The sequence below is a fragment of the Fluviicola sp. genome, assembly GCF_039596355.1.
GTDB lineage: Bacteria > Bacteroidota > Bacteroidia > Flavobacteriales_D > Crocinitomicaceae > Fluviicola.
The window spans coordinates 564,905-583,111 of the sequence record NZ_JBCNJW010000001.1 but is presented as its reverse complement, the minus strand read 5'-3'; the positions used below and the strand labels follow the sequence as shown (position 1 = coordinate 583,111).

Sequence of the window (18,207 nt, the reverse complement as noted above, 5' to 3'; positions counted from 1 at the left end):
TTGATTATTTAAGTAGTACTATCACTCTAAATTTATGGAAAAAGGTGCACTTCATAATGGATTGGTCACTTTTTCTTTGAACAAAAAAAAGGATTTAGTACCTAAATCAAATCAATAATTGACAACACAATTATCAATAATTCTCTTTATTTACAACGACTTATATCTACCTAAATTGTTCATTTCAGAACGTTGATATTTCTTTTTCAACTAGTTTATTAGATTTTGCAAAAACAGGTGGTTTTGACCATTTTGAAGGCGATTTGGAAGTCAATAACTGATCATGCAAACACATGAATACGGATTCATTCAAAATTAAATTTCCCCTTCCGGCGGAAACACCTACTTATTCCAGTCGCTATGCTGCCACTGAATCCAGTATTCCTGCAGGCCTTCTTTGGTTCTATAAAGTTTACTGATCCACAAGCGTCTGTTTTTCACAATTTTATTCGGACTGAAAAGCAGATCACGCTTACGTTTTTCCAATTCCGGCTTGTGTCCCCAGCCTCCACAGTGATCAAATGCGGTCATTGCCTGGCTTTTCGGAACGCGTTTGAACGGAATGTACACTTTGTATTCGACATAATCTTCTCCGCTATTCATACCCTCGGTCGATACACGGATTTTTGCCATGTCCACCTTGCTGTATAAACTGTCCCGGTACAACTGCTTGAGTTTCTTTCCTACGTATTCACACATTTTATTGGAATATTGATGCGCTACATCTGTTCCGTTCAGTTTGAGGCGGTCAATATAGCGATCGGAAACAAATTCCACTCCCCTGTACATCCCGGAACAAGCTGAATCTGTGCAGGCAGGTGTATCGATCACACAGATAAAAGGCAGATTGGAGGTCGAATCCAGCACCAGTTCATCCTGACTTTCGTCCGTAAAATCCCTGTTTGCCCCATTTTTGCCGCTACACGAAAAAAACAAACCAATTGCCAAACCATATACTATCAGCCAAACGCCTAACTTCATCTTCACTGCTTTCTCATCGGAAAATTAGAAAATATGCCTGGATTAAGCACTTCATTTTTTCAGAACATCATCCGGCATTGACGCCGAACAGGTAACCGATTCCGGCTGTTACGCACATAGCGGCAGTTCCCCACAAGCAGAGACGCATAACAGGTTTCCAGGGGGAAACGCCACCCGATCTGGCAGAAATAGCACCCAAAATGGCCAGGAAAATAATGGCAAATCCATACTGGAAGTAGATCATGTCTCTGACCGGTGCCCAAAAAGCCACACACAACGGAAGGATTCCGCCGGCCAGAAAGGACAATCCGGACGAAACTGCCGCCTGAAAAGGTCTGGGCTGCGTAATCTCATTGATTCCCAATTCATCTCTTGCGTGTGCATCCAGCGCATTGTGACGCGTCAGTTCTTCGGCCACTTTCATGGCCAGCTCTTTACTCAATCCGCGTTTTTCATAAATGTCTGCCAACTCTATCAACTCTTCCTCAGGGGTTTCAGTCAATGCTTTCCGTTCGCGGTGCAAGTCAGCATGCTCAATATCTGATTGGGAACTCACGGAAACGTATTCTCCTGCAGCCATTGAAAGCGCACCGGCAACCAGTCCTGCCAAAGCAGAAAGAATGACCGGTTCTCTTCCCGTACTCGCAGCCGCCACACCAATCACCAAACTGGTTGTGGAAAGAATTCCGTCATTTGCTCCCAAAACAGCTGCCCGCAGCCAGCCGATCCGGTTGATGTAATGATTTTCTTCGTGCATGGAAGGAAGATAGCAAGAAATTGGATTGCTTAACGCAGAATCTTTACGGGTTGTTTATTTTCATCAATTGCCACGAAGGTGAACTCTCCGGAAACGGCTTTTTCCCGTGAATCAGAATACATCTGCTCTACAAAAATCTCCACGCGGATCTTCAGGCTCGTACTTCCCAGATAGGTCACTTTTCCGATCAGCTCCACAATCGTTCCTGCCGGAATTGGTCTCTTGAAATCAATTTTGTCACTGCTCACCGTTACCATGCGCTGGCGGCTGAAACGGGTTGCGGCAATGAAGGCCACTTCATCCATCAACTGCATAGCCGTACCTCCGAAGAGCGTGTCGTAATGGTTGGTGGTGTTGGGGAAAACAGCTTTAAAGATGCGTGTTTCGGACTGCTGAATGCGTTCTTCTATGGTCATTGTTTATTTTTTATCAAGTTGCATTGAAAAGAAAACTGAGCGACCTGCGGTGAGTTCTTCGAACTGAGTCGAAGTGACTTTTCAATTTTCAATTCTATCGGATCAATTCTTCTTAAAAAGTGTCGAAATACCTGAGAATCGTTTCTCCAGCAGTTTGGCGTTGTATTCTTTCTTCATTTCCAGCATACAGCCTGCGCACAAACAATCACTGTAATGTTCGCTGATGTATTGACTTTCTTCAACGGACAATACCACAGCTGTACACTGGCAAAGTGAAATGGAACCTGACTTGCACGTAAAATCGGCAGTGCAGCGCGGACAAACTACTTGTTCATGGTCACTCATACTTCTTAACTTTCAGTTTGAGTTCTTAAGGGATTTCGAAAAACGATACGAGGATGCACTTCTCCGTTTAATCCTGGAAAAGAAAAACATCTCGACATCAGCTTCAGATCGCGAAAGCCCGGTCAATTTCGCCGGTCATCAGACAAACGAAGCAGAAATGGCAGGTAGCCTGACTTTTCCGATGCTGCATCGGAATTACAGTTGCGCGACAGTTCGTGATTCTCACACGATTCCCCTTTTAATCCCGACTAATCGGGAACCCTTTCCGGATAATTGATGTTAAAAGAACTTTTGGTAAATGTAATAAGAAACCCCGAACCTGACCCACATTCGGATAAAATGTCATCCGGCATTGGTTCTCAATACCTCCAACGGAAATCAACTTCTCCTCCCAAATTTTCCCAAAAGGGGGAATTCCCGATTCCTTTTTTTAAATTTGTACTGTGAGAAAGGCGTTTATTTACATACTCTTGCCCATTTTTATGTTCAACGGTTCACTGGGAGAATTGTTTAAACTTCCGGAACTGATGACTCATTTCTCAGAGCACCGTACGCTCAATCACAACATCGGAATTTTTGAGTTTCTCTCCATGCATTACCTCGGAAACGACCTGAATGATAACGATCAGGACCGGGACATGCAGTTGCCATTTAAAAAAGTCAGCAGTCATTTTTCCTTTCAAATTGCATCAATCCCGAAGCCTTCTATCCTCGATAAGGAAAACATGGAAGTATTCGACTCCTACCTGCACATTATCTTCAAAAACAACCGGTTGAAAGATCCGGCCCTGGCTGAATTATTCAGACCTCCCTGCTTAGCATAATTGATTGTAACTGATGGATGTGTTCGCCAGACTGCGAACCAATTGTTCATTTTTTTATCATTTAAATTATGCTTCAAAAAATTATCGACTTTTCCGTGAGGAATAAGTTTGTAGTTGGTCTGTTTGTAGTAGCACTTCTTTTCTGGGGTTCTTACCAGGTGACCAAACTACCCATTGATGCCTTACCTGACATCACGGACAATCAGGTACAAGTTCTGACCGTTTCCCCTTCACTGGGTGCAACGGACATTGAGCGCTTAATTACATTCCCGATCGAACAGTCTTGCAGTAATATCCCTGGATTGAAGCAGGTACGGAGTTTCTCCCGTTTCGGGTTGTCACTCGTGACGCTCGTTTTCACCGACGAGACCGATATCCACCTTGCCCGGCAGCAAATCGGTGAACAACTTCAAAAAGTCAAGCAGGAACTTCCGGCAGGAATCGGTTCTCCGGAACTGGCTCCGCTTTCCACCGGACTGGGAGAAATTTACCAGTATGTTGTTCGTCCGAAAGAAGGCTACGAACAACAATATGGGCCAATGGAACTGCGCACTATCCAGGATTGGATCGTTCGGAGACAATTGCTCGGAACTCCCGGAGTAGCAGAAGTTTCAAGCTTCGGTGGGAAACTCAAACAATATGAGATCGCCATTAAGCAGGAACAACTGAAAGCTTACGGACTCACTATTACCGACGTGTTCGGTGCACTTGAAAAAAACAACGAAAACACCGGAGGTGCCTACATTGAAAAAGGACCGACTGTTTTGTACATCCGCAGTGAAGGTTTGACCACAAGCATTCCGGACATTCAACAGATTGTACTGAAAAACCTTCCGGATGGAACGCCGCTTCTGCTTAAAGATGTAGCGAATGTGCGCTTCGGTTCGGCAATCCGCTACGGAGCCATGACCTTCAACACCAAGGGAGAAGTTGCCGGGGCGGTTGTCATGATGCTCAAGGGAGAAAACTCTTCCGATGTGGTGAAACGTGTGAAGGAACGCATTGAAGAAATCCAGAAAATGCTTCCGGAAGGCGTCGTTATCGAACCGTTCCTCGACCGCACCAAAATGGTCAACAATGCTATTGAAACAGTGGAAACCAACCTGATGGAAGGAGCTTTGATCGTAATCTTCGTCCTGGTGTTTTTCCTTGGAAATATCCGTGCCGGGTTGATCGTTTCGTCCGTGATTCCGCTCTCGATGCTTTTCGCCATTATTTTGATGAACCTCTTCGGAGTCGGTGGAAACCTGATGTCACTGGGAGCAATCGATTTCGGGTTGATCGTAGACGGTTCCGTAATTGTGATTGAAGTGATCCTGCACCGTTTTTCGCACTCGAAGCAGTTCAAGCAAATTGCACGAATCGACCAGAAACAAATGGATGCAGAAGTATCGAAATCAACCGGATCGATGATCAAATCAGCGGTTTTCAGCCAGATTATCATCCTGATCGTATACCTTCCGATCTTATCGTTGGAAGGGATCGAAGGGAAAATGTTCAAACCGATGGCTCTGACCATTGCATTTGCTATTCTCGGCGCATTCCTGCTTTCCATTACCTACGTTCCGATGATGTCAGCACTCTGTCTGAAAAAGGAAATTTCGCATAAGAAAACCATGACAGACCGTTTGATGATCTGGCTGGAGCGCAAATATCAGCCGGGACTCAACCGCTTACTGAACTTCCCGAAAGCTATTCTGGGAGCAACGTTGCTCATTTTCGGATTCGCGATTTACCTCTTGCTCCACATGGGAGGAGAATTTATTCCACAGCTGGAAGAAGGTGATTTTGCGGTCGAAACGCGTTTATTAACCGGAAGCAACCTCAATAATACGATCCAGGCAACTCAGCAGGCATCCAAGATCTTACTGGAACGCTTTCCGGAGGTGACCAAAATCGTGACCAAAATCGGAAGTGCCGAAGTTCCTACGGATCCGATGCCTTTTGAGGCCGGCGATATGATGGTCATTCTCAAAGACAAGAAAGAATGGACTTCCGCTAAATCATTCCCGGAACTGAGCGAAAAAATGACCAAAGAACTGGAGGAAATTCCGGGAATCACGGTTGGATTTCAGTTCCCGGTACAGATGCGTTTCAACGAGTTGATGACCGGCGCACGCCAGGATGTCGTTTGTAAAATCTACGGGGAAAACCTCGACACACTGACCCGCTATGCGAGCCAGCTGGCTGGAATTATCGGAACGGTGAAAGGTGCAATCAATATTTACGAAGAAAAAATGACCGGAATGCCACAGGTTGTCATTCAATACAAACGCCGGGAAATGGCGAAGTACGGCTTGAATGTCGGAGATGTAAACCGCGTGGTCAATACCGCATTTGCAGGTCAGGCTGCCGGGCAGGTTTACGAAGGTGAGAAACGGTTCGATATGGTGGTACGTCTCGAAAATGAACAGCGCAAAAACATCACGGACATCCGCAACCTGATGATTCAAACCGCACAAGGCGTTCAAATCCCGCTGAGTTATGTCGCTTCCATCGAGGAAATTGAAGGAGTAAACCAAATTCAGCGTGAAAATACCAAACGCCGTATCATTGTCGGGTTCAACGTCAGCGGACGGGACGTTCAGTCAATTGTAAAAGAACTCCAGGACAAGGTCGGGAAACAGCTCAAACTATCACGCGAATACCGCATGGTATATGGTGGTTCTTTTGAAAACATGACGGCTGCCAAAGAGCGGCTCTCCATCGTGGTTCCGATTGCCTTGTTGCTGATCTTCCTGCTCCTGTACTTTGCATTCAGCTCTGTGAAGCAGGGATTACTGATTTATACAGCTATTCCGCTTTCGGCTATCGGGGGAATCATTGCGCTGTGGATCCGGGATTTGCCTTTCAGTATTTCTGCGGGTGTCGGGTTCATTGCGTTGTTCGGAATTGCGGTATTAAACGGAATTTTGCTCGTGACAGAATTCAACCGCCTGAAAAAAGAAGGCTGGAAAGATGTAAAACGCATCGTGATCCACGCCACCAAATCCAAACTCCGCGCGGTTTTGATGACTGCACTGGTTCCTTCGCTGGGTTTCATCCCGATGGCTATCAGTACGGGAGCCGGCGGTGAGGTTCAAAAACCATTGGCAACGGTCGTGATCGGCGGATTGATCATTTCCACATTCCTCACCTTGTTTGTGCTTCCGGTGCTGTATATTCTCTCCGAAAAAGGAAAAAGCTACTTCCGTTCTCCTTCCGGAATGAAAGCCGCAACCATCCTGGTAATCGGTTTTTGGGGTTTCCAGGCATCGGCACAACAACCGATCGGACTGCCGCAGGCAATCGATACAGCGCTGAAAAACAACAAATCCATCCACGCGGTTCAAACCCAGGTTGATTATTCCCGTGCCTTGAAAAAAAGCGGGCTGGATATTGAGCAAACGAACGCCGGATTTGAGTACGGACGCTTCAACAGCCTCCGACTCGACAACAAATTCTCGATTTCTCAAACGATCCAGTTTCCAACCGTTTACCGCAACCAGGAACGCCTGGTTCAAACCGGGATCAAAATCAGTGAGATCGGTTTTTCACAGAAAACACTGGAAATTACCCAAACAGTCAAACAACTCTTTTACCAGCTGTTGATCCTGGATGAACAGCGGAAATTGTTGCAAAATGCGGACAGCATGTTTGCTGCATTTCAGCAAAAGGTGAAACAGCGTTTTGACAGCGGTGATATCGACGTGTTGGAAATGGCTACGGCCGATAATCAGCGGATGCAAATTTCCAACCAGCTCAACCAGCTTGAAACGCAGTATGCTTTCCTCTCAGATCGATTCAATATGGTTTTAAACACCGGAATCCGCTACACCCCGGATTCCAAACAACTGCAATACCTGCTTCCGGTTCTTCCCGACAGTACTTCGCTGAAACAGAATTTCGGCAGGCAATTGCGCGAACAGGAAGTACTTCTCTCCAAACAACAGCTTCAGCTCGAAAAAAGCAGGTTGCTCCCCTCTTTGAGTGCCGGACTGAACAGCTCAACCATTATGGGTTGGCAAACTCCGTATGCGGATGAAAAGAACCTCTATTTCAGCAGTGCCAAACGGTTTGCTTCGTTCAACGTCGGAGTGGGAATTCCCTTGTTTTTCGGAGCACAGAAATCCCGCATCCGGGCGTCACGTTTCCTGATTCTCCAAAAACAACAGGAACTGGATGCCCTGAACCAGGAACTCAACGTGGCATTGACGAACGCACTACGTATTTATCAGCGCAACAACCAGCTCGTGCAGTCGTTCGATCAAACGATGATTCCCAATGCCAATACGATGATCCGGACAGCTTCGGAAAAACTACATGCCGGGGAAATCGGTTACATCGATTGGGTGGTTCTCGTGAACCAGGCTATGCAGATCAAAGGAGATTATTACTTCACCATTCAACAATTCAATGAAGCTGCTTTCGAAATTGAAAAGATCAGCAGCACTCAACCATAAATTAAGACATTCATCATGAAAAAAATCATCTCATACGGATTCATTCTGTTGCTTCTCCAGGCTTGCGGAAGCCAAGAAGAAACAACATCCGGAAGTAAAGAGAAAGCACAAACGGCTCTTGCTTCCAGCGAAGTAACGCTTACGGACAAACAGATTCAGCATGCAGGCATCCAGTCCGGAAAGGTCGAAAACAGGGAAATGCATTTGTCTCTGCAGGTAAACGGAGTCATCGATGTACACCCGGAGAACCAGGTTTCGATCAGTGCTCCGCTTGGAGGTTACCTGAAAAAAACAACGTTGATTCCCGGAACGAAAGTGGCGAAAGGAGCCGTACTCGCTATCCTGGAAGACCAACGCTACATTCAGTTGCAACAGGATTACCTGACTGCTAAAAACAAATTACAGTACCTTGAAGCAGACTACAAACGTCAGAAAGGACTGAACGAAACGAAAGTGGCAAGCGACAAAACCTTGCAGCAGGTCCAGGGAGAATACGACAACCAGCGAATCCTGGTTCGTTCACTTGCCGAACAACTGAGATTAATCGGGCTGGTTCCGGAAAAACTGAACGAGAATTCTATTTCGAGAAGTATTTCGATTCATTCCCCTATTTCAGGGTATGTGGTCAAAGTGAATGCCAACATCGGAAAGTACATCAACCCGTCGGATGTAATCTTCGAACTCATCAATCCGTCGGATGTGTGCGTAAATCTCACCGTATTCGAAAACGATGCCACCCGTATGCAAATCGGTCAGTCAGTGAAACTGACAACCAACACCGATCCGGACAAAGTATTCCTGGCAAGAGTGGAGCTGATCTCTCCGAATATCGACACCAACCGAAGTACGCAGGTTCACGCACGACTTTCGAAAAGCACCTCCGAACTGCTCCCGGGAACATTTATCAACGCGGAAATTGAACTGAACAATGCCAAAGTAGCTTGTGTTCCGGATGAAGCGCTGGTTAAATGGGAAGGAAAAGATTATGTTTTTGTAGAAGAAAAAAACGGGTCTTACCGCATGACACCTGTCACAATCGGAAGTTCAAACGAAGGTTTTACGGAACTTAAGTCGCAACTACCGGCAAAAAACATCGTCATAAAGGGTGCGTATACCTTGTTGATGAAGCTGAAAAACAGCGAAGAATAACACTATTTAATGGTTCGTTAAAAAGTAAACCAGACGCATAAAACAAATCCCCGGTCATTTTCCGCCTCGGCGAACTCTATGACCGGGGATTTCGATTTTTGGCCAAACTACCTGGTTCGAAAATCAGGTTTAACATAAGGCAATTGGTATGAAACGGCTTCTTTGTTTTTGCCTTCGGTATACAATTGTTCCTGTTCGGCAGATATCTTATTATTTTGAAAGCAAGCCGGAGACAAAGCATACGTTTGAAAATGTTCCTGAGCACTAATTTGCCGGAAAAGATGGATCGTCTTTTTTGCAAGAATGGAATCAGTGTTAATCAAATACATCGAATCACTTGCAACTGCTTTAATAAAGTACTGATTAGCGCAATATCCTTCACCTTTATGAACGACATAATCTACTGCTTGTGGTTTTACACCAGGTTTATAAAAGGCGTTCAAATTCGTTTTTATATCCAGGCTATAGATTTTCATTATTGCCTCGCCCGAACGCGCATAAAACGGACCGTAGTTGAACTGGATGTAAAAACAATTTCCATTGCGAAGCGGATGCTTTTTAGGAAAAACCAACACCGTGGCATCTGAAGACCATTGAATACTTCCTGTTCTCCAGATCATCAAACTCTCTTTTTTGATCGATTCCGGAATCATCGACTCATATTCGTGCAATTCTTCCTGCAGAATAGAAGAACTTACGGTTTTCTGTTCCTGTTGTTCGGAAGATTTCCCGTTACAGGAAGCGATCAGAATAAATATAAAAGCAGGTAAGATCCCTATTGATTTGGTGATCCAATGCATAGATTTAGTTGCTGTTATCATTTTAGGAGGGGAACGTATTCGTTTGATCAGACTAAAAAAGGTAAAAAGAATTCACTTGAATAACCTTTGAACTCTTTTTACCTTGAACTTTTTACTTCTTTAATGAGCTTCCGTGTAGCGCTTGAAATTATCCAAAATCGCCTGCCAGCCAGCCTGCTGCATTTCAACCGGGTTCTGCCCTTCCGCATCAAAAGTTTCAACCACTTCAGTTACGTTTCCGTCAGTGATAAACGAAATGCGTGTTTTTCGTCCGTCATCCATCGTGTAAGCGATCAATTCGTGGTGCACGACCTCATCGTAAACACCTCCGAAATCGAAGCCAAAACTGCCGTCTTTCGCTTCCATGCGTGCCGTGAATCTTCCTCCCACCTGTAAATCGTTCTCCGATTTCGGCGTATGCCAATCCGGAGAAGCGCTGTTCCACTGGGTAATGTGCTCCGGCGCATTCCAATAATCCCACACTTTATCAACCGGCGCATTGACCTTACTTCGAACCGTTAGCTGTACATTTTCCATTCCCGTAAAATTGCAATTAGATAATGCAAGGTATGCATTTTAGATTATACCCGTCAAGAAGCGGTGGAGAAAACCGGGTAAAAATACCTGTTTTTGAATTCAGTCATTTATGACCACACCCATGTGTCGGTTTTATCCCAACTTTGTAATCAACAATGATGATTTAAACCTTATAAAACTGAAACCAAGTCACAAGAGTAACTAATTAATGCAACAACTACTTCTATTACAACTTAATTTAAATTCAAATCAACCGACCTGATATTTTTTGTAGCACGATTTTTTCAGAGTCCTAAAAACCTTTCAACCAACTTATTGAAAGGTTTTTTGTTTTACCGGATTATTTTGATTTTTTAGGTTTCCCGCGAATCACACAGATTGAAAAAACACTAACAAAAACTACGTTTCCTCTGCCGATAATACGCTTCGTCAACAACACGGTATTCTTCATACACCATTCTCAGCAAATCTTCCAGGCAGATTTCTTCATTGGAGATTACAACCTGCTCATTCTTCCTGATCCGTGCCAGTTCCGTTGATAGTTCAATGGTATAGGTTGTTTCATCTTTCAGGTAAAAAGTCACGTGCAGCGATTGGTACTGCCGTTCCTGGCCTTTGCCCGCAAATACCGAATCAGGATTTCCGCTCTTACTTTTAATTTCCCCGATCTCCTGGTAGGCCATTCTCTTTAATTCAAAGTAATCCGGAGTGACAATGACCAGTGCAGAATCATCGAAAGAAGCTTTTCCTATTACGTCAAATTGGGTTAGTTTGGAGTTCATGATTTGGTACGAAAAAACGACCAACCCCAAAAAACCAAGTACAAAAGGTGTGGCATTCAGTTGACAGATGCGGATCATCGTAACCAGAAGCGCTCCCGCTGCCAACACTACTAACACATACTTTCCGGAAATGCGATCTTGTTCCTCCGGAGAATACGCTGGAGAAATACATTTGGCATAAAACGTCACGGCTCCTTCTTTCAAAGCCTTGATTTGTTCTTTGGGAACGGGGATATTTTTCACTTTCATTGTTTGATTTCGACTGATTATGAATCATTTTACTTCCAGATACTGATTCTTTCAGCATGTTTGTCATCCAATTGCGCAGCAAGTGACTTTACCCTGGATTTCAACAATAATTTCCGGCCTTCAATAGTCCGGGTAAAAACCATTTCACAATTTCCTACCCGTCTTTCCCATTGTTCTTCAAAAAATGCAGCAGAAATCTTGTTCTTTCCGAGAATTTCAGGAACTGCATGATAGTCTTTTTGTTTCACCCATTTCAGGAATTGGTTCTTTCGAATGATCACATATCTCGGGTTCTTAATCGGCTCACAAATCTCTTGCAATGACTGGATAAAAACGGATTTTTCATAACTCGTACCGCCTTCCAGATGACAATAAATTGTTCCCGACTGATTGGCCGATGCCACTACTTTCAAACGTGACAAATCTGAACTGATGACTTTCATTTCATACAAAGAACTCAACAACGCCTCACCTATCTGCTCCAAATCCTTCGAAATATCCCGGTACTGAAAATAAACTTTCAGAGCGAGGAAGGTTCTTCTGCCAAAAAAGAGAACAAACCCAATAAATACCAAAAGCAATACATTATTAAGTTGTGTCAAGGACCGAATGTGTCTTGCGTTTCGTCCGACTATTTCAAACGCGAAAACCAGGTATATTCCCAGGGCTGAAATCGATGATATAACCAGATTTTTAATTGTTTTGGAAATGTACAGGTGTTTTGCACTACTATACGTTCGCTCTTCCTGAAACGGAATTTTTATTTCCTCTACGAGTGTTGTTCCCTTTTCCAGCGCCAGATTCCAGCGTTGTTTTAATCCGTTCCGGTCTTTAGCGTGGTAAAACGTCCTTTTGTTCTTATCCAAAAGTGATTCTTTTTTACCAATACCGTCAGCTACATCCAGGCGATCTACTCCATTTTCGATTCCTTCTCCTTCGTTAAAAGAAATTCCAACAAAACTTCTGAATCGTCTTCGAAGCATTTCCATATCGGGGCCGCCGCTTTTGGAATCAATATCAATACAGGCCAAATGCCAGATATTCCCAACTTTGTGATCATTACCTCTTTCAATCCGGATGGCTCTTCCACGCATTTGATTCGACAAGACAAATGATCCTACGACTGTTGCCAGAATGAGTGAATTGATTGCAGGAGCGTCCCAGCCTTCTCCAAGCAGTGATTTCGTCCCGATCAGAATTTCAATACCTCCTTGCTGAAAAACGGTTGTGACCAAATGCACAATGACATGTTTTAACTGATCGCTCTGCCGAATGAGTACATAGTTTTTGTCAAATGGAAGTTCAGACATCGTGATCGTATTCACGCCCATTTTCCGGGCTTCCTCTTCCATTGCAGTATATGCTTCACGCGGGATAATCACGACCGATCCTGTCAGCACTCCGATCCTGCGCTGATCTGATTTTTCCCTGCGGAGTTTTTCAAAAACAGATAACACGCCTATTTTATTTAATTCCAGTGTGTTTGATTCGGTATCTACGAGGAATTCTTTTCGAATGTAATCCGATAAGATCACCATTCTCAGTTCACTTCCCATCTGTGCGTATTCGAAATCAACAATTTCCCGGATTCCATCCAGTTTGCTGATACTGGAAGTCAGTGTTTTTGTCAACCGATCATTTTGCGAAAAATGAATCTGTTTTCGCTCAATGATTCCTGTCCGCCGCAATTTAGCTTCCAGTTTAGCCCGGTGGTCTTCAAATTCCGGGAAGTGTTCCGGATCCGCATACAAATAGAATTCAAGAAGCGTTTCCATCCATTTGGTATCTAATTCCGGAATCTCTGGTTTACGATCTCCGATGACCGCCAAATGATTTTCTGAAATCCGGATTCCCCTGTCATGAAGAAAAATCAAACAAGCAGAATAATAAGCCAGGTTTTCGTAAATCCAGTTGATTTCCTGCAGCGGATCTTTCCAGATCGGATGATTTTCAATCGCGCGCGCTAAAACAACATCCTGCCTGATTTCCTGGAATAGAGCAGAAACGTTCCCTTTAAATTCCGAAATCACGTTGCTTTCCTGTTCTGTCGGAAGACAAAAAAACACATAGTCCTGGTGCGGACACAAATCTCCTTCCTGAATCAATTCCGGTACGGAAATCTCAGCATCAACCGGGCCATTCAAATCCGTGTAGCGCTGCCATTCAGCACCCGTTGCATCGTATGGTGGAGTTGCAGTTAATCCTACAACAATAGGATCAAGTGCCTTCTTTACTTTATTCAGAGTGTGCCACCATTCATTTTTCAAATGGTGTGCTTCATCCACCACAATTGTCTGTACATCCTGAGATTTTAACCCGTTTACGATTGCTTCCAGGTTTGGATGTGTTACTTTCGGTTTCCGTGTTTCCGGAGCTTCTTCTTCCTCTGATCCGTCTTCTTCTTCAATCAACAGATCATTACAGGCAGCATGCAATCCCTGGTAAGTAACCACAGTCATCCATTTGGGATTCCGGACATCATTCGAAATCCAATCGGGCTTTAGATCTGTTTGCAAAAAGCATTCACAAAAACGATGAATCCATTGATTACGGATGGTTATCGTTGGTGTCAGAATCAAAACCGGTTTGTTCAACCTCAAAGCAACTTCCAAACCCAAAACCGTTTTACCCGAACCGGGCGGTGCAATGACATGAAGGTGTTTATCTGACAGGTGATGATCCAACTCATCCAATACTCGCTGCTGATAGCTTCTCCAGGGATATTTGAAAGAAATGGATTCCGGTGGTCTCATGATTGTCAATGTGTTTTCAGGAAGTGAAGGTAAGTGATTTGTTTCAAATAGTAAGCACCGAATTACTCATTAAAATACCGTACCTGCTTGATATACAACTCCCGGTTTTCGCCCTGGAATTTGAATTCAATATCCAACACCAGGTCAAATGAAAACAGTTTTTTGTTCCGCATGCCTTTATCCCAAAAATAATCGACGATTGCATTGACTGCAAACTCCAGGCGTTTTACTTCGTCTTCACTGAGCACCGTTCCTTGTGTCAAACTGGAATTGCGGATGTATTCTACCGTTCGGTTAAAACCGGATTCTTCCAGTTCATGTACAATGACCAATTGGTCGCAACTCACTCCTTCCGGCGGATCTACCACCGAAACATCTCCGATTTGTACGTTGATCGTCATACCGCCATATCCTTCCCGGTAGATGTTTTTGGTAATCAAAACGCCGTTTGCTTCTTCCTGCGGAAAAGAGCGGTGCACCAGGATTCCCATGGCAAGGTGCTCATCGGATAAATGGAAGAAACGCCGTTCCATGAATGCTTCGTACGACCACAAACTTGCCCACACTTTCAACATGGCTTTTTCAATGGTTTTTCCGGGATCTGATAAATCCACCGTTTTGGACTCATACAATCCCGCCCCGGAAAAACCGGAAGCATCTTCTGCATTGGTCGAAGAGCGGAAACGGAATGTAGTGAACCCGCTTTGTACCAGGCGTTCTTTTATTTCCCGGATCAGTTGCGGATCAAGTGTTAATTGACGGATTTCTGAGCGCAGGGTATTCAGCAGGTTCCGCAGGCTGTCGTCCGGAATGGTTTTGTAGTGTTCCAACTGCGCCGTCAACGTTCGAATACGCGCTGTGGCAGCATGTTTGACGTAGAAATAAAACGGGATGGCAAATGCTGCCTCCGGCGCTTTAAACCGACCAACTTCCTGTACCTTACTCATCAATCCAAAATTGGAAGCCTTGTTTCCGAGTGCATGCGGACCGAATTTTCCGAAATCGGCCAGCGCCACCAACTCCCGGCAACTGGTATCTGCCTTTAACGATTGTAATTTCTGATTGTCGGAATTCCGGAATTTCGGGTCTGAAAGTTTGTACCACACCCTGGTTTCCGTGAGTTCAATCGTCACCCACTGCCCGTTAAGTTTCGTGAAAGCGGTATCTCGAAGAAGCTTTTTGTCTACTGCAATCGGAATTTTCCGGTTCACGCCCAATACGGACAAATGACTCAGTGGTGTTTGAAATTCCTCCAGGAGAATGGCAGCCACGTTCGGAACGTATTTCGGGGTTCCTTTTGTAACCAGAATATCTTCGGGCTGAAATGGTGTTTGATCCCTGAGTGAATCCAGGTTCGGTTCAAACCGCAGCCTGCCGGTGCATTTTCCCGGAGAAACACACTGAAAGGTTTTGTTTTCATACAATTCTGAAGGCTTGAGCACCGAAATAGCCTTTTTCAACGCTGTTTCCAGCCCTAAAAGCCGTTCGGTATTGAGCAGGAATCGCAGTTTGTTTCCAAAGTAGGCTTTTCCCTTCACCTGTTTGTACAAGCGGATGATCGATTCTTCTGGCATCTTGTCAAAAACCGACAAATCCATGAAATACAAATCAGCTGCCTGGTCGTAGTTGATATTCCCGAGCAGGTAGGTGCGCTCCGGAGTTGTTCCGTAATTGATCCGGTTGAAACGCTCCAGCGATGTCTGATCCATCAGGTAGACCGAGCAAAACTCGTAATGAAATTTGTAGCGCTTGCTGTTGATAAAATAGCAGTTTCCTTTCTCCAGGTCATAGACCACTTTGATAGATTCGACTGACCCCAGATTACTATTCAATGGCTTCCCGGCGAGAAAATGAAATTCTTTCTCGTTTTTGAGTTCGGTGTATGCCTGCTGTGCTCCGGCAGAAAATACAAAGAGAAAACAAACAGCCTGTAAAAGCTTCAACATGGCGCGGTTTAATGGGTTTAAGATGCTCCGGTTTCCAATTATCCATAAACGGAAACGTGTGAATCTTACATTTATTTGCTGTATACATATAGAATCAGCCATCCAAAAATAGACTTATTTCAATCCTTTGACTATCCGATTTCCATTTTCGTACAAAAACTATTTACGCCTGAAGTTGAAAAACGTTCATTGCAGCCGGTTCGGAAGCTATAACCGAATCGGAACAATGTTCGAGCTCCCCTTTACTCCATGGGGAAATGTGTACCTTTTGAAACGTCACATCATGACCTTCTTTTAGATTATTTTTTTAGTTTAGTACAAATTAACACTATTCACAAGTACATGTCTGCTAATCAAAAAGAATCTCGCGTTCCGCTTCTTCTCTATCCAATTCTCATTGCTCTGGTAATTCTGTATATTGTTTTCACCATTCTGACATTTGGGATTTTTCTCCCGGAGGGCGACAAAAAGAAGAGTGGTTCGAAAATGACAAAAAACAACTCGGAAGAAGAACGCATCCGGATTGTATTGGAACGTAAACAAAACCGATTAAAAACACTTGTTTTACGAATAGCCGAACTGGAAGTTATTAAGCGGCAAATTACCCGAAAAGAAAAACGTATCCTGTTTGGAGTTCGTCTGATTATCTGTATCGGTTTGATATCATTCAACTGGTTTTACCTCAATGAGATTATTCAAAAGTCTTTAAACATGAAACACATCGATCAAATTATTGGTTCAATTGCGGATCTGAATGCAATCATTCTATTAGGGTACAGTCTCCCAGCTTATCTGCTTTATGGTACGGTCGGAAAATTTACTTCTGCCATGAAACGGAAAATCACGTTTATCCTGACGAAAAAACACATTCCATCTCTATCCGAACTGCAATTGCTGAAAAGCGAAGAGATGCAACTCCGACAAGACATTCATCAACTGAAATTAGCCCTCGAAGGATTTCACTAACTCCGAAAACACAACCTCCTTAACTTTTCAATTCTCCATTTTAAATTCCTGTTTCAAGTCGTTCCCGATACGCTTCGCACTAACGAAATTTAGACACTCATCATTATTCAAACTCCAGCTCAAAGTGGACTCCGAACTCGCTATCAACCTTTTTAATCGTACCGTTTAGCTGGTCTGCAAAGCCGTCGATGAGAAAGTGGCCGAAATGCTGATCTTCCGGATCATCTTCAACCGATTCTCCAAATCCGGAACCGTCGTCTGTGTATTTCAGCAGGTATTTTCCGTCGATCAAACTCATTGAAAGGTTGATCACCCCGTGGTTTCGCCCTTTAAATCCGTGCAGAATCGAATTGGTAATCAACTCGTTAATCAACAGGCCAAGCGGGATCATTTTGTCGACCGGGAATTCGATGTAATCCAAATCCAGGTTCAACTGGAAATTGGAGGGTTCACTCACCAGCGAATTCAAACAATCGTTGAACAATTTCTTCCAATAACCTGCTACATTAATCAATGCGAGGTCTTTATGTTTGTAGAGCGATTCGTGGATACTCGCAATGGTTTCAATCCGCGACTGCGTTTTGTCGAGCACCCGGTTGAAATCATTGTCTCCTTCTTCGATCTGTAAACGAATAAGGCTGGAAATGATCTGCAGGTTATTTTTGACCCGGTGATGCATTTCTTTCAAAATCACATCTTTTTCGTTATTCAGTTTTTCCAGTTCTGCTGTTCGTTGCTGTACCTTTTTTTCCAGGCTGTCTTTTAACCGGAGTAATTCTTCTTCTGCATGTTTACGGTGCGTAATATTGGTCGACAAGATGAAAATTCCCTCCGGAACGGGCTCTATGCGTAGTTCAAACCAACTCTTGCTCCCGTCATTGTACGTGAATTCATTCTCGAATTGAAGCACTTTGCGTTGTTCCATACACGCTTTGAGCTGACCGAACATATCTGTGTGCTCAATTCCGGGATAACATTCCATCATGGTTTTACCGATCAGTCGTTCCGTAGTGCTTTGTCCCTGGGTTGCTACAGTGGTATTCACATACAGGTATTTCCAGTCGTATCCGATCACCTGGAAACCTTCCAGCAAACTGTCGAGGATATTCAAACTTAAAATGGATCGTTTCAATGAAGTTGTGTTTCGTGTAAATAATGCTTTTCCAATTTAGAAAAAAGCCGGCAAATACCAATGCTCCCCAACACCCTTTTTTGTTTTCGGCAGATTTCAGATTTTCTTCAGAATTGGTGTCGTATATT

General features: G+C 44.0%; 14 protein-coding genes and 1 riboswitch. Of the genes, 4 read left to right on the top strand and 10 right to left on the bottom strand.

What is annotated here, in order from left to right:
* Nucleotides 1-342: 342 nt before the first annotated feature.
* The 4 genes from ABDV94_RS02330 to ABDV94_RS02315 all read right to left on the bottom strand — a co-directional run bounded on the left by ABDV94_RS02330 (nt 343) and on the right by ABDV94_RS02315 (nt 2,499).
* Entirely contained in the window at nt 343-981 is a 639-nt protein-coding gene (locus ABDV94_RS02330; protein WP_343604434.1) for a hypothetical protein, read from the bottom strand.
* A gap of 67 nt (nt 982-1,048) precedes the next feature.
* A complete protein-coding gene (locus ABDV94_RS02325) occupies nt 1,049-1,738 on the bottom strand; it encodes a VIT family protein (protein ID WP_343604432.1) in 690 nt (229 codons plus the stop codon).
* Nucleotides 1,739-1,767: 29 nt separating this feature from the next.
* Nucleotides 1,768-2,154: an acyl-CoA thioesterase gene (locus ABDV94_RS02320; RefSeq protein ID WP_343604431.1), complete on the bottom strand. Its 387-nt coding sequence runs from the start codon at nt 2,152-2,154 to the stop codon at nt 1,768-1,770.
* Nucleotides 2,155-2,256: 102 nt separating this feature from the next.
* Nucleotides 2,257-2,499 carry a cysteine-rich CWC family protein gene (locus tag ABDV94_RS02315; RefSeq protein ID WP_343604429.1) on the bottom strand — a complete coding sequence of 81 codons (243 nt, stop codon included), beginning with the start codon at nt 2,497-2,499 and terminating at the stop codon, nt 2,257-2,259.
* A gap of 141 nt (nt 2,500-2,640) precedes the next feature.
* Nucleotides 2,641-2,778: riboswitch (cobalamin riboswitch) on the bottom strand.
* 164 nt (nt 2,779-2,942) lie between these two features.
* Here ABDV94_RS02315 and ABDV94_RS02310 point away from each other — a divergent pair.
* The 3 genes from ABDV94_RS02310 to ABDV94_RS02300 all read left to right on the top strand — a co-directional run bounded on the left by ABDV94_RS02310 (nt 2,943) and on the right by ABDV94_RS02300 (nt 8,914).
* A complete protein-coding gene (locus tag ABDV94_RS02310; protein ID WP_343604427.1) occupies nt 2,943-3,323 on the top strand; it encodes a hypothetical protein in 381 nt (126 codons plus the stop codon).
* Between the two features lie 68 nt (nt 3,324-3,391).
* On the top strand, nt 3,392-7,765 hold the full coding sequence (locus ABDV94_RS02305) for a CusA/CzcA family heavy metal efflux RND transporter (protein ID WP_343604425.1): 4,374 nt from the start codon (nt 3,392-3,394) through the stop codon (nt 7,763-7,765).
* A gap of 15 nt (nt 7,766-7,780) precedes the next feature.
* Complete coding sequence (locus ABDV94_RS02300) at nt 7,781-8,914, top strand: efflux RND transporter periplasmic adaptor subunit (RefSeq protein ID WP_343604424.1); 1,134 nt, start codon at nt 7,781-7,783, stop codon at nt 8,912-8,914.
* A 107-nt stretch (nt 8,915-9,021) separates the two neighbouring features.
* Here ABDV94_RS02300 and ABDV94_RS02295 read toward each other — a convergent pair whose 3' ends face one another.
* From ABDV94_RS02295 to ABDV94_RS02275, 5 genes are all read right to left on the bottom strand, one after another.
* Complete coding sequence (locus tag ABDV94_RS02295; protein WP_343604422.1) at nt 9,022-9,714, bottom strand: hypothetical protein; 693 nt, start codon at nt 9,712-9,714, stop codon at nt 9,022-9,024.
* Nucleotides 9,715-9,834: 120 nt separating this feature from the next.
* Nucleotides 9,835-10,251, bottom strand: a complete 417-nt coding sequence (locus tag ABDV94_RS02290) for an SRPBCC family protein (protein WP_343604421.1) — start codon at nt 10,249-10,251, stop codon at nt 9,835-9,837.
* A gap of 389 nt (nt 10,252-10,640) precedes the next feature.
* Nucleotides 10,641-11,282, bottom strand: coding sequence for a hypothetical protein (locus ABDV94_RS02285; RefSeq protein WP_343604419.1), 642 nt, complete (start codon nt 11,280-11,282; stop codon nt 10,641-10,643).
* Nucleotides 11,283-11,311: 29 nt separating this feature from the next.
* On the bottom strand, nt 11,312-14,035 hold the full coding sequence (locus ABDV94_RS02280) for a DEAD/DEAH box helicase family protein (RefSeq protein WP_343604417.1): 2,724 nt from the start codon (nt 14,033-14,035) through the stop codon (nt 11,312-11,314).
* Nucleotides 14,036-14,097: 62 nt separating this feature from the next.
* Nucleotides 14,098-15,981, bottom strand: coding sequence for a PEP/pyruvate-binding domain-containing protein (locus ABDV94_RS02275; RefSeq protein WP_343604415.1), 1,884 nt, complete (start codon nt 15,979-15,981; stop codon nt 14,098-14,100).
* A 342-nt stretch (nt 15,982-16,323) separates the two neighbouring features.
* Here ABDV94_RS02275 and ABDV94_RS02270 point away from each other — a divergent pair, with 342 nt between their 5' ends.
* Complete coding sequence (locus tag ABDV94_RS02270; RefSeq protein WP_343604413.1) at nt 16,324-16,947, top strand: hypothetical protein; 624 nt, start codon at nt 16,324-16,326, stop codon at nt 16,945-16,947.
* A gap of 103 nt (nt 16,948-17,050) precedes the next feature.
* On the opposite strand, the gene ABDV94_RS02265 is transcribed toward ABDV94_RS02270, so the two are convergent.
* Entirely contained in the window at nt 17,051-18,079 is a 1,029-nt protein-coding gene (locus ABDV94_RS02265) for a histidine kinase dimerization/phosphoacceptor domain -containing protein (RefSeq protein WP_343604411.1), read from the bottom strand.
* Between the last annotated feature and the right edge of the window lie 128 nt (nt 18,080-18,207).